The organism is Pseudarthrobacter leeuwenhoeki (assembly GCF_055412885.1).
In genome coordinates this window covers 234,749-247,646 of record NZ_JBVAYY010000001.1, presented here as the reverse complement: position 1 = coordinate 247,646, position 12,898 = coordinate 234,749, and the positions used below count along the sequence as shown (strand labels likewise).

At 67.8% G+C, this 12,898-nt stretch carries 11 protein-coding genes; 3 read left to right on the top strand and 8 right to left on the bottom strand.

The annotated features are described in order from the left end of the window. Positions 1-98 precede the first annotated feature (98 nt). The 3 genes from ACZYX4_RS01225 to galU all read right to left on the bottom strand — a co-directional run bounded on the left by ACZYX4_RS01225 (position 99) and on the right by galU (position 2,733). Positions 99-1,073, bottom strand: coding sequence for a hypothetical protein (locus tag ACZYX4_RS01225; protein WP_463873070.1), 975 nt, complete (start codon positions 1,071-1,073; stop codon positions 99-101). Between the two features lie 116 nt (positions 1,074-1,189). Further along, complete coding sequence (locus ACZYX4_RS01220) at positions 1,190-1,864, bottom strand: GNAT family N-acetyltransferase (protein ID WP_463873068.1); 675 nt, start codon at positions 1,862-1,864, stop codon at positions 1,190-1,192. Beyond that, on the bottom strand, positions 1,816-2,733 hold the full coding sequence (gene galU / locus ACZYX4_RS01215; protein WP_463873066.1) for a UTP--glucose-1-phosphate uridylyltransferase GalU: 918 nt from the start codon (positions 2,731-2,733) through the stop codon (positions 1,816-1,818). Before galU ends, ACZYX4_RS01220 begins: the two co-directional genes overlap by 49 nt. Positions 2,734-2,831: 98 nt before the next feature. Between galU and ACZYX4_RS01210 the strand changes: the two genes are divergently transcribed. The 3 genes from ACZYX4_RS01210 (at position 2,832) to ACZYX4_RS01200 (ending at position 4,817) form a co-directional block, all read left to right on the top strand. Continuing rightward, positions 2,832-3,470 carry a 5-formyltetrahydrofolate cyclo-ligase gene (locus ACZYX4_RS01210; RefSeq protein WP_463873064.1) on the top strand — a complete coding sequence of 213 codons (639 nt, stop codon included), beginning with the start codon at positions 2,832-2,834 and terminating at the stop codon, positions 3,468-3,470. A 147-nt stretch (positions 3,471-3,617) separates the two neighbouring features. After that, positions 3,618-3,875, top strand: a complete 258-nt coding sequence (locus tag ACZYX4_RS01205; protein WP_463873063.1) for an FmdB family zinc ribbon protein — start codon at positions 3,618-3,620, stop codon at positions 3,873-3,875. A 342-nt stretch (positions 3,876-4,217) separates the two neighbouring features. Further along, on the top strand, positions 4,218-4,817 hold the full coding sequence (locus ACZYX4_RS01200) for an RcpC/CpaB family pilus assembly protein (protein WP_463873062.1): 600 nt from the start codon (positions 4,218-4,220) through the stop codon (positions 4,815-4,817). A gap of 77 nt (positions 4,818-4,894) precedes the next feature. Here the strand turns inward: ACZYX4_RS01200 and ACZYX4_RS01195 are convergent, their stop codons facing one another. From ACZYX4_RS01195 to ACZYX4_RS01175, 5 genes are all read right to left on the bottom strand, one after another. Then, positions 4,895-8,944, bottom strand: coding sequence for an AAA family ATPase (locus ACZYX4_RS01195; protein WP_463873061.1), 4,050 nt, complete (start codon positions 8,942-8,944; stop codon positions 4,895-4,897). Positions 8,945-9,217: 273 nt separating this feature from the next. Next, complete coding sequence (gene guaA / locus ACZYX4_RS01190) at positions 9,218-10,807, bottom strand: glutamine-hydrolyzing GMP synthase (protein WP_463873059.1); 1,590 nt, start codon at positions 10,805-10,807, stop codon at positions 9,218-9,220. 107 nt (positions 10,808-10,914) lie between these two features. Then, positions 10,915-11,427, bottom strand: coding sequence for a DUF3817 domain-containing protein (locus ACZYX4_RS01185; RefSeq protein WP_463873058.1), 513 nt, complete (start codon positions 11,425-11,427; stop codon positions 10,915-10,917). Further along, on the bottom strand, positions 11,424-12,290 hold the full coding sequence (locus ACZYX4_RS01180; protein WP_463873057.1) for an SURF1 family protein: 867 nt from the start codon (positions 12,288-12,290) through the stop codon (positions 11,424-11,426). The genes ACZYX4_RS01185 and ACZYX4_RS01180 overlap by 4 nt, the downstream gene beginning before the upstream one ends. Positions 12,291-12,340: 50 nt before the next feature. After that, the gene (locus ACZYX4_RS01175) at positions 12,341-12,829 is read right to left on the bottom strand and encodes a PTS sugar transporter subunit IIA (protein WP_463873055.1); all 489 of its coding nucleotides are present in this window, start codon (positions 12,827-12,829) and stop codon (positions 12,341-12,343) included. Positions 12,830-12,898: the final 69 nt, after the last annotated feature.

Genomic DNA, 12,898 nt, shown 5'->3' with positions numbered 1-12,898 from the left:
TGATTTCCGGCCGTTTGGACCCGCGGGTATTTGATCAGCCGGGCACAAAAAAGCCCCGGGCGGCCATGGCTGGCTGCCCGGGGCTGGAAGTGAGAAGCTCAGGCCCGGCGTCGCTGCAGGACGTCGTCCAGGTTGCTCAGCGCACTCTGGGCCTTGCCCAGCGGCTTCGGCCCGGCGTCCGCGCCGAGGCTGACGGCCGGCGCCTGCGGAAGGCCCTGCTTCAGCAACGGCTTTCCGACGGCCTTCGGGGCTTCCGGCAGGTCGAGCGGCTGCGGGGCGGCCCGCTCGGCTTTCGCCGCTTCCACATAGGTGGGTTTGGGGACGTCCACCGGTTCCCAGCTGGATTCTTCGGGGGTGCGGGCGTTCGCTGTGCCGACGGACATGTCGCCAGAGGCCGCAGCTTCCGCCAGCGCCGCCTGGCGGAGTTCCTGGGCGGTAAGGGGCTTCGGTGCCGGTTTACCCTCTGCGGTGTCGGCCTGGGCGTCGAAGAGCGGGCTCTCGGGCCGCTCGCGGGGCTCCCCCGCCGGCTCCCGCAGCGGGGCACGCTCCGGGGCGGACCGTGCCGGGGCGCTCATGGCCTCGCGAAACGCATCGTTCATTTTTCGGCGGCGGTCCCTGACCGCGAGCCAGCGGAGCGTAAAGACTGCGGCTCCGGTGCCGAGGAAGGCAATGAAGGGCAGCCAAGGTGAGCCAAGGCCGAACATCCGCAGGGCCGCCGAGACGACGCAGGTGAGCAACGAGAGCAGACCGGCCAGAGCGAGGGCCAACCGGCCATAGCGGATTCTGAACGCCGGACCGGCGGCTGACGTCGTGGGGCCGCCGTCGAGCCCGGTACTTCCCGGGACGGACTCGGTGCGCTGGGTACTGGTCATGGGTTTCTCCTGCTGGGCCGTCATCTTCATGACGTTCCCGGCTTGGGGGGCTGCTGTTTCGAGATCGATGATGTCCGCCGCATGCTCGCCCGCGGGCTGCAGTTGGTGGCGTCCGTTCCGGAGCATGTAGGGTGCAACCCACACAATCCAGAGCGCAACAGCACTGAAAAGGATCACAGAGCTGCTAAGAGGAATATCCACATCAAAACCGTATGAGTAATGCGGGGTGCTGGGCCGCATTGTCCCCGGTGTGTCGCTGGGGAACTGTCAAATGACCGGTTTGATGACGTAAGGGCTGGTCAGACGGGTTCTGACGACTACACCGGACGGCTCTGCTGCCACCGCGACAGGAGCCCCTCCGGCACGTCCTCAGACGTCAGAGCGAAGCTCCGATGATCAGCCCATTCACCGTTGATGTGCAGAAACCGCGGCCGGTAGCCCTCGTCACGGAAGCCGAGCTTCTCGACCACCCGGAGGCTGGGCCCGTTTTCGGGTCGGATGTTGATTTCCATCCGATGCAGCCCAAGGTTCTGGAAGCAATAGTCCGTCACCAACGCCACGGCGGTCGGGGCAATGCCGTGCCCTGCCCGGTCCTTGTCCACCCAGTAGCCGAGTGTGGCCATCATCGCCGAGCCCCACACGATGGAGGAGACCGTCAGTTGCCCCACAATGACAGGCTCCCGGAAACCCGGGGTCCGCTCTGTAATCAGAAACGGCAGCGCCGTGGCCTGGGCGGCCTGCGCCTTGAGGGAACGCACCATATGGCGGTAGTCAGGAAGGCCACCCCCGGGAACGGGGTTGGAGGCTTCCCACGGGGCCAGCCACCCGCAGTTGCGGGAACGGACTCCGGACCATTCCTTGCGGTCCCGGTACCGGATCGGGCGCAACACAAGATCGCCGCTTTCGAGCGTCACCGGCCAGTTGAAGCCGCCCCCCACGGAAGCTACTTGGTCAGGCTGGGGGCCAGGCTCGAGGCGAAGCCCGGCAGCCATTCCCGCAGACCGGGACCCAGGTCGTCGCTGTCGCAAGCCAACTGGACGCAGGCCTTGAGGTAGCTGAGTTTGTCACCGGTGTCGTAGCGACGGCCGTGGAAGACCACGCCATACACGCCGTAGCCCTCGCCGTCACCGGCCGCGAGCTCCTGGAGCGCGTCGGTGAGCTGGATTTCGCCGCCGCGGCCGGGCGCGGTGCGTTCCAGCACATCGAAGACCGCCGGGTGGAGGACATAGCGGCCGATGATGGCCAGGTTCGACGGCGCGTCCTTGACGTCAGGCTTCTCGACCAGGTGGTTGATCCGGACGTACTCTTCGCCGCCGATCGCCTGGACATCGGCACAGCCGTAGGCGCTGATCTCTGAAGGCTCAACCTCGATCAGTGCGACCACCGATCCCCCGGTCTTCGCCTGGACTTCGATCATGGTGCTGAGAAGTTCGTCGCGGGCGTCGATGAGGTCATCGCCCAGCAGGACGGCAAACGGCTCATTACCCACGTGCTGCTTTGCACGGAGCACGGCGTGGCCCAGGCCCATCGGATCACCCTGGCGCACGTAGTGGATGTCGCCAAGATTGCTGGCCGCCTGGATGGACTCAAGCTTGGCAGTGTCTCCCTTGGCTTCCAGAGCAGCTTCCAGCGTGGGGACCCGGTCGAAGTGGTCCTCCAGCGCGCGTTTGCTGCGCCCGGTGATCATCAGGATGTCGCTCAGGCCGACTTTGACAGCTTCCTCCACGACGTACTGGATGGCCGGCTTGTCGACGACGGGCAGCATTTCCTTGGGCATGGCCTTGGTGGCCGGGAGGAACCTGGTGCCGAGGCCGGCTGCGGGGATGACGGCCTTGCGGACGGGAGCGTTGAGTGTAGTCACTGGACTAATCTAACGGAGGGACCAAACATTGGGTAATCATTCGAGCCGCCAGGAGAACCGTTGTTTACCGGGCTCCATCACGCGGAGGGGACACGGGAATGGCGTCGAAGGAAGAAATCCGGGGAAGCCACCGCGCCAGGCGTGCCGCGCTGACGCCGGCCTTGCTGGAGAGCGCCGGGGCAGGCCTTGCCCGGAACGGACTTGCCTGGGCTTCCAGCCTGACCGGTGGCAGCCCGGGCACTTTTGCCGCCTACCTTGGCGTGGGTTCCGAGCCCCCGACCCGACCCCTGCTGGCAGCCCTGCATAACGCCGGTCACCAGGTGCTGCTTCCGGTCTGCGAGCCCGGCCTGGCGCTGAGCTGGGTGTACTGGACACCGGCATCCAGATTTGTCCGGAGCCGCTACGCGCCCATCCAGGAGCCCGCAGGGGAACGCCACAACACCGCCCTCATGCAGCACACCGACGGCATCTTCCTGCCAGCCACCGCCGTCGACTGCTCCGGGAACCGGATCGGCCAGGGCGGCGGATACTACGACAAGTTCCTGGCGGCGCTGGCCGACCTCCTCCCGTCCGGAACCCCGGCGGCCGACGGCGGCCAGTTGCCGCCCGTGCCGACCGCCGCCGTCGTATACGACGGCGAGGTCCTGCCCGCCGGCAGCATCCCGGCAGAGCCCTTCGACCGGAAGGTGGCCGCCGCCCTGACCCCGGCAGGCGTACTGCCGCTGCAGCAGCGCTAGCTCATAAAGGGACGCGCCGCAGGGATGATAGAATTGGCACTCAGGCCCTGCGACTGCTAACGGGCGGATTACGGCGACGGAGACGTCGGCTGCGATCCCCACCGGACAGCACGGGACCTGCTCGTTTGTCCCAGAGGAGGATTTCCAGTGCCCACGTACGCATACGCCTGCAAGGACTGCAGCCACGCCTTCGAGATCGTGCAGTCGTTCACTGACAGCTCCCTCACGTCCTGCCCCGAGTGCCAGGGGACCCTTCGCAAGAAGTTCAACAGCGTCGGCGTCGTCTTCAAGGGTTCCGGTTTCTACCGGACCGACTCACGCGACGCCAAAGGCAGCACCGTGTCCCCGGCCCCGGCTCCTTCCCCCGCCGCAACTCCGGCGCCTGCCGCCGCTTCCGCAAGCTAGGACCTGTCCGGGGGCTCCGGCCCCGTTCCGGTTCGATGTCTGCCAGGCTGTTTATCCACATAGCCCAACGCCCCCCTGCCCGGCTTCCGCGCCGGTACGTAGTGTCGGGCTATGTCCACCCCCAGCAGTCCCGTCCCGTCCTTAGGCGCCGTCTCTGAGATCAAGCCTGGGGCTGTTTTTCGTGGCGGGTGGCACCCGCTATCGGTTCTGCGCAACGGCGGTACCCGCCGGCGCCACCCAGTCCGGTCGACGGCCGGACGTCCGCGGCACCAGCCGGGACCCGCCGGCCAGTCTCCCCGCAGGCGGCTGGCCCGGTGGCTGGCCCGCAACCGGAGGCTGGGGGTGGCACTGCTGCTGTGCGTGGCGTCCGGTCTCACGGTCCAGCAACTGACGCCGGCCCCGGCCTTCACGGTCTCCGCTTTCGCCGCCGCACGGGACCTCCCTGCCGGGGAAACACTCGGCCCGGATGACCTGACAGCGCTGAGTGTCCCGCGCGGGCTGGTGCCCGCCGGCAGCTACGGCAGCGCCGGGTCCCTGCAGGGCAAACAGCTTGCGGTGGCCCTGCGCAAGGGCCAATTGCTAACTGATGCCCAGCTCCTTGGCCCCGGCCTGCTGGCGGGAAGCCCTCCCGGATCTGCCGCCGTACCGCTCCGGATGGCGGACCCCGCCTCGATCCAGCTGCTCTCCCCCGGGCAACTCGTCAACGTCGTGATGACCACCGGCAGCGGCTTTGACCAGCCGGCAGCATCCCAGGTGCTGGCCGCCGCGGTGCCGGTACTGTGGACATCCGAGCACGGCAGCGGGGACGGCCAGTGGCTGGCAACCGGGGAGACCGACGGCCTTATGGTCGTGGCTGCCGACGCCGATCAGGCGGGGCGCCTCGCCGGTGCATCCACGCAGGGGAAGCTGTTCTTTGTCCTCGTGACGGCTGCCCCTGGCTAGCCGACCCCGGCACGAGCCCTCCCGGCAGAGGATCGCCCGGCAGCCCACCCCCCGGGCGGTCCAGGCCGGGAAGGACCCTAGCCCCAGTGCGGAGGCTTCTGTTCCTGGAGCCAGGAGTCGTGGTCGTAGCTGCCCGCCTCGTCGCCCCAGCGCCTCGGATCGTCTTCGGCTGCCTTGTTCGGCAGCCCGCCGGACGGGTCTGACTCCGGTGCGGGTTGTTGGGTATCGCTGTCGTTCTGGGTATCGCCGCCTGCAGTCATGCCGCCGGCCTCCTTACTGCCCTGATCTGTTCCGTGCTCCTGCGCGCTGTCCGGCCGTCCTGCCGTGGCCCGCTGTTCCGAGTCCTGCGCCTGGTTGACGGCACGGCTTTCGACGTCATCGCCGAAGAATCCCAGCGACCTCTGCAGCAGCTGCGACTCGACCGGTTTTTCCAGGCCGAGATATCCGCCGATGCGGTCGGCACAGGCCGACGGATCGGTGAAGACCTCTATGGTCCACAGTGGCATGTAGCGCCAGCCGAGTCTTTCCAGGAGTTGCGGGCGGAGCCTGCTGCGTTCGCGGACGGTCATCCGGCGGTACTGCTCGGTGCCGTCGGACTCAATCGCCACGGGCCGGGGAATCTCGGCGTCCTCCTGTCCGAGGGTGCTCAGCGGGTCGGCCGCAGCCACCATGTTCAGGGCGCCGTCGTACTGGTGCCAGACCCGGGCACCCCGGGCCCGCAGGCGGTCCCCGAGGTCCGCCACGAGGGGGTCAGCCCCCAGGGCCTGTTCGCTGGCGGCGGCCCGCGATGCCGGGCTGCCGAGATCGGAGTTGCCCGCGATTTCACGGTCCAGCAGTTCGTAGAAGTCGACGGCACCGTGGTGCAGCCGGGTCACGTCCAGGTCCTCGGGGCGGAAGCAGCTCAGCACGTGCAGTGACCGTCGCGCCCGTGTCATGGCGAGGGCGAACTTGGCCCGTCCGCCGTCCAGGGACAGCGGTCCCAGGCTGTGGAGGGCCCGCCCGTGCGGGGTGCGTCCGTACCCCGGGGAGAAGATCACGTGGTCGCGGACCAGGCCCTGGGCACGTTCCAGGTCCACAACCCGGAAGGATTCGTCGCCGGCGGTGAAGAAACCGGCCAGCAGGGGGTAATTGGGCAGCTGCAGCCGGATGGACTCCCCGATCCGGGCTGCGTGCCGGAGGCTGCCGGTGACAACAGCCAGCGACATCCGCGGCCGCAGACGGGCGTGTTCGAAGACAAGCTCCACCGCACGGTTGACCTCGGCCACGACGGATTCGACACCGTCCTGGTCGGCGCTGGGCAGTCCCGTGCCGTCCGGCAGGTATTCCACCGTCAGGGCGCGGTTCAGCCCGGTCGCGGACTGGCCCTCCGGCAAGCGGCGCAGTCCGCCGTCGTAAAAGCCCTTGCTCAGCTGCCGCACGAGGTCTTCATCAACGGCCCGGTAGACGGTGCGCAGGCTCCGGGTGGGCAATACGGTCACCAACGCCTGGTAAGCGCTCTCCACACCCTGGTGGGAGCTCTCGCCGGCGGCAAGCCGCTCCACCCCGACGCTGAAGGTCCGCGGGTTGGCAATCCGGTCGTCGCCGAAGGCGATGACCTGTTTGGAGCGGGCGATGGCCGGCAGGACAGCCTGCAGCGAAGTCGCCTCGGCGTCGAGGATGACGACGGCGTCGAACCTCTGCTCCACGGGCAGGACCGCCGTCAGGAGATAGGGGCTCACCGACCACACAGGCACCAGCATGGGCAGCAGTTCCGCGGTCTGCCCGGTCAGCGCCGAAAGCGTTACCCTGCCGTCCTTGAGCAGGCTGCGCAGCAGCTCCGTCTGGCGCGGATGCTCCGCAATGGCCGCCCGCCACCGTTCGGCCAGCTGCCAGCGCAGCCGGGCCGCGCCGCTGGCGATGTGGGCGTTATCCGCGAGCCGGTACTCTGCTTCGAGCTGGCGCAGGGCGTCGCCGTCGGACATGGCGAGGTAATCGTCGCCGCTGATCATGGCTTCCAGCGCCGACTGCCACCAGGCGAGCTCAAGCTCGGTGGCAACGAATTCGGCCGGCACCTCACGCTCGGCGAGATCGGCGAGCAGTTCGCCAAGACCATGCTCGCGCATGTTTTCGACCAGAAGCGTCCGCTCCGGCAACGTCTCGAGCGTCCCTGTGTCGGCAACCAGCCGTTCCAGCCGTTCCATCAGTTCTTCATAGGCCGTGGTGTGCAATGCCCCGCCCGCGGCGGTGTGCCGGACGGCCTGGCCCAGCTCGGCCAGCTCCGCTTCCAGCTCGCGGTACAGGGCGATGATCTCCCCGAGGCCGGCCGGGACCGCCGGATGGCGCTGCGTCGTGGCGTACCCGGACCACGTGGCCCGCTGCTCCTGGACGAGGACCAAAGAGCTGTGCAGGTCAGCGATGTGGACACCCGGGCGGACGTATTCCTTCGCCACCCGGCGCAGGCGGGAACGCTGCATGGAAGGCATCTCGATGTTCCGTTCGCGCCGCCAGGAGGAGGCAGCGGTTGCGGAAATGAGGTCATGGACCGGGCGGTCGAAGATGTCGGGGGTGAATTTGTCGAGGCTTTCACGGACCGCGACAAGAAGCTCAACCTGCTCGCCCCACTCGGCGAAGGTGCTGCCGAGGCGGATTTCGGCGTGCTCGGCGACACCGTTCATCAGTTCGCGCAGCTCCGGCAGTTTGCCGGCCACCGAGCGCGCCACCTGCTGGGCTTCCTGGGTCTCCTTGCGGGTCAGGAGGCGGGCGCCGTGCCAGGGGCTCGTCGTCGAGGACCGGCTGAAACTGCCCAGTTCGGCGGCTCGGTGGAGCCGCCCGGCGAGTTCCTCGCGGTCGCGGATGTTGTCCAGCACGCTGCGCTTGAGCCGGACAGTGGTGGCCGGTGCCGGCTGGAGCGCGGTCAGCCCGGCCAGCGACTGCATGGCCTCGTAGGGCGAGCAGCCCCAGCGCTGGCGGACATTGTGCAGCGAGGCGACGTGGTCCCTCAGGGCGTGGCGGTGCTCGATCAGGGTGGTGTGCAGGTTGCTGAGCTGGGGCTTCAGCGATTTTTCGTTGCGCATGATGGCCCGGACAATCTGGCCCTTGAGCTCCAGCGGGGTGGTGTTGCCGGCGAGCTGGAACAGGGTGGAGTCCAGCCCCAGGATCTCCAGCTCTGCGGAGATCTCGCCCAGGCTGGCGCGCCGGTCCCCCACGACCAGGACGGTCTTGCCCTGATCGACGAGGGCGCCGATGGCGTTGACGGCTGTCTGGGTCTGGCCGGTGCCCGGCGGGCTGCTGATCACAAGCGAGTCGCCGGCGCGGACGGCGTCGACAACGTACTGCTGGTCGGTGTCGGCGTCGAGCAGCAGCATTTCATCGGCGGGATCGCGCTCGTCGGTGCTCGGGAAGCGCCCGCCCTTGAACTCCGGGACCTCCACCGTCCCGCCGGCCGCGGCGCGCCCCAGCGCCGCGATGAGGGGATGGCTCTCGTTGATCCACGGATCCTCGAGGCTCCCGGACAGGTCCGCGAAGGTGGAGACCAGAAGGTTGTGCTCGACCTCTGCGCCGTGGATCGGCTGGATCAGCGTGCCCAGGCGGTCGAGGACCGGCTGGGGGTCAAACCGGGCGGTGCTGTACGCCATGCGTGTGACGGCGTCAACGTCGAAGACGATCCCATGGATGGTCTTCAGGTGCCGGATCAGGGCAGGGTTAATTCTGGCCTGTTCGGTGAGTTGCAGTTCGTAGTCGTCCTCGCCCGGGCGCACAGTGAGGGAGATGGAGGCCAGCATGACCGGGGCAGACACACGCTGGGGTTTGCCCCCAACAGCGGATGTCCAGACGACCGTGCCGGCCGAGAAGTAGCCAGCGTCGATGCCGCGGTCATTGGCGAGTTCGAAGATCTTTGACCGCAGATTGCGGGAGGCCCCCGCGGCAACGACGTACTGCTGGTGGTCGCGGATCAAGGTGGAGAGCCGGGTGCGCCGGCCGGCCATCATCTGCGCCAACCCGGACGGATGCGCGTGGGTCAGGTCGATTGACCCCTCAGGCGTTTTGGTGAAACGCAGCATGGTGTCTGCTCCGGTGACGGGCTTGAGCCCCGACAGCCATTTCCTGAGCTCCGCGGAGCCCTCGGTGTGGCCCTGACCAACTGACACTACTGCCTTCTTTTCTGTGCTCGCGATTACTTTGTCCACGTTTTCCGCGCCCGCGCGGGACGTCCTGAACAATACCGGCATGCATTCGAGGGTAGCCCGAATCCGGCGCCGGTGAGGCTCCGCAACACTGGCGGGGCACAAATTCGACCGAATTCACCGGATCGCCGGACCCCGCCAAATGCCGCCGCCGGAAGCCCGGCCGGGCACTCCCGGACAGCCGGAGAACCGCCGGCTTCCCCCATCCACCGGCCATTCGACCAGCCCGCTACCAGGCTATTCCCACTCAATGGTTCCCGGCGGCTTGCTGGTCACGTCGAGTACAACGCGGTTCACGCCGTCCACTTCGTTGGTGATGCGGTTGGAGATCCTGGCCAGCAGATCGTAGGGCAGCCGGGACCAGTCCGCGGTCATGGCGTCCTCCGAGGAGACCGGGCGCAACACAATCGGGTGGCCGTAGGTGCGGCCATCGCCCTGGACGCCGACGCTGCGGACATCGGCCAGCAGGACGACCGGCATCTGCCAGACCTCGTTGTCCAGTCCGGCGGCGGTCAGTTCAGCCCGCGCAATGGCGTCTGCCTTGCGCAGCAAATCCAGCCGCTCCTTGGTGACTTCACCGACGATCCGGATCCCGAGGCCCGGGCCAGGGAACGGCTGGCGTCCCACGATTTCCTGCGGCAGGCCCAGCTGGGCGCCGACGGCACGGACCTCGTCCTTGAACAGTGCCCGCAGCGGTTCCACGAGTTCGAACTGCAGGTCCTCCGGCAGTCCGCCCACGTTGTGGTGGCTCTTGATGTTCGCCGCACCTTCGCCGCCGCCGGATTCGACGACGTCGGGGTACAGGGTGCCCTGCACGAGGAACTTGATCTTCTCGCCGTGCGCGGCCGCCTCGGCGATGATCGCCAGCTCGGCTTCCTCGAAGGCGCGGATGAATTCGCGGCCGATGATCTTGCGCTTGGTCTCCGGGTCGCTGACGCCGGCCAGGGCTGACTGGAAGCGCTCCTGCTCGTTGGCAACATAGAGCTTGACGCCGGTGGCGGCCACGAAGTCGCGTTCGACCTGTTCGGCCTCGCCTTCACGCAGCAGTCCGTGGTCCACGAACACACAGGTCAGCTGGTCGCCGACGGCGCGCTGGACGAGGGCGGCGGCGACGGCAGAGTCAACGCCGCCGGACAGGCCGCAGATGACCCGGGCGTCGCCGACCTGCTCGCGGATCCGGTCGACCTGCTCCTCAAGGATGTTGCCTGCGGTCCAGTTCGGTTCCAGTTTGGCGCCCTTGAACAGGAAGTTCTCCAGGACCTGCTGGCCGTACGCCGAGTGCTTCACCTCGGGGTGCCACTGCACGCCGTAGAGGCCCTTCTCCTCGTTCGCGAAAGCGGCCACTTCGGCTCCGGCCGTCGTCGCCAGCACCTCAAAGCCCTCGGGCGCCTCGTGGACGGAGTCGCCGTGGCTCATCCAGGTGCTCTGGTGCTGGGGCATGCCCGCCAGGATGGAGCGGCCAACACCTGCGGTGGTGGTTTCGGTGGCGCCGTACTCGCGGAGCCCGGTCCGGGCGACCTTGCCGCCGAGGGCGATTGCCATGGCCTGGAAGCCGTAGCAGATGCCGAAGACCGGCACTCCGGCCTCGAACAGGTCCGCCCCGACGCTCGGGGCGCCTTCGGCGTAGACGCTCGCGGGGCCGCCCGAGAGGATGATGGCGGCCGGGTTCTTGGCCAGGAGCTGCTCGGTGCTGTAGGTATGCGGAACCACTTCCGAATACACATTCGCTTCCCGGACGCGGCGGGCGATCAGCTGCGCGTACTGGGCACCGTAGTCAACAACCAGCACGGGCCTGTGGGACGTCTGGGATGCAGAGGGAGTAGTCACCGTACCAGCCTACTTTGCGGCGCCGTCCGCCCGCACATTGAGAAGCCTGTGCGGGCCCGCGAACGGCCTCCGGGTAAGCGAACTCACACGGGGCCGACGCCGCGGGCTCAGTAGCGCTGCGGCGCCTGCGGGTTCGCGGCCAGCTCGGCCTCCACCTCGGCGTGGACCTTCTTCTCCACGACGAAGGACAGGAACGGCACCACACCGCCGAGCGCCAGGAGGATCATCTTCATGAACGGCCAGCGCATCAGCGACCACAGCCGGAAGTTGGACATGAGGTAGACGACATACATCCAGCCGTGCACGATCAGGACCGCGACGGAGAGATTCACGCCGCCGATGACGCCGGGCGGCTCGGCGTCGGCGAATCCGAAGCCGAACGGCTCACCGGTGACGGCGTTGGTTCCGCCGACGAAGAGGTAATGGCCGAAGGCGTAGCGGGCGATCAGTTCGGCGCAGAGCAGGAGCAGCATGGCCCCGGTCATGTAGGCGAGCACCTTGTAGAACTTCAATGCCGAACGGATCTGGGCCTCGGTTCCGCCAAAGCGGCGCTTCCTGCCGCGACCGCTTCCCGGGGCGTTGGACTGCTGCGGCTGGACGGCCGGCTGGGGCTCGATCATGATTGCACTTTCGTTTCGGTGGGTCGCGGTTCGCTGGGGTCCGGTTCGGGGTGGTCCTGCGCTGCGGCTTCGTGCTCCTCGTCGAGGGCGTCCTCGAGGCCGCGGCGGTAGTCATCCTTCACCAGGCGCCACCAGATGAACATGGCGAACCCGGCGAACACGACCCACTCCGCGGCGTAGAACAGGCTCAGCCAGTTGACTTTTTCGGCGGGAGGCTGCGGCCCGATGTTGAGCGGCTTGACCTCTCCGCCGGACGCGACGGCGGCGCTGACGTCGCTGCCGCCGGCGGCCTCGGAGTTCGCGGCGACGAAGCCGGGGTAGCTGCTGACTTCCCAGATGTTGATGAGCTCCGCGACGGAGACGGCGCTGGCCCGGCCGGGTCCGGCGTCGGTCCCGGTCAGCGGGGCTTCGGATGGCAGCAGCCGTCCGGTCAATTCAATGGTGCCCGGCGGCGGCGCGGGGACATCCGCGGGGTCGGCAACCCAGCCGCGGGCAACCGGGATCCAGGTCTGCGGCGAGGCGCCGGCTCCGGTCAGGGCGGGGGCGTCGTTCACGGACAGGGCTGAAACGATCCAGTAGCCCGTCGCGCCGTCGTTCAGACGGCCCGGGACGAGGACCTGCTTCTGCGGATCATAGCTGCCGGTGGCGGTGACGACCTGGTCGGCCACCGAACCGGGAAAGAACTGCCCGGGCTGGAGCACGGTGGTGAGGGATTTGGGTTCCTCGGTCGTGGTGGAGACCGTCACCTCAGGCTGGGTCGAGCGGCCGAACTGCCACTGGCTGAGCAGCACAAACACCCCTGATACGACGATCGCGAACACGAGTCCGGCGATCCAGCGGGGTTTGAGGGCAGTTTTCAGCACCCCTTAACCGTACTTCGTCCGTGTGTAGAACAACGAAACGGCTATAAATTTCAGTGGTCGAAGAAGACCAGGCTGGAGTTGATGAGTTCGGCGATGACTTCGGTGTCGTAGGCACGGCGGAGCGATTCGCGGAACGACTCCTTCGACAATGACCGGGCCAGCGTGGCCAGCACTTCGAGGTGCTCGGAGAAGGAGCTGGCCGGGGTCGCGATCAGCAGGACCACCGTGGCCGGCCCGTCGGAGGCGCCGAAGTCGAGAGCCTTGCCGTATTTTGTGATGCCGACTGCGATGGTGGTCCGGGAGACGAACTCGCTGCGCGCATGGGGCAGGCCGATGCCGCCGGGAAGGCCGGTGGCCAGCTGGTGTTCGCGGGCGTTGACGTGCCGGAGGAAGCCCGGAAGATCCGAAATCCGCCCGGCGGCGTGCATCCGTTCCGCCAGTTGGGTCGTGGCGTCGAGCTTGTCGCTGGCGTCCATCTCGAGGATCACCATTTCGGGGGTGGTGAGCTCGGCGTCATACCGGTCCAATGGTTCCGCCAAGAGGTGTCCCTTCGAAGTGGCGTCAGACGCCGGCAGTCTCGGGTCGAGGCTGCCGGCGGACGCTGCCGG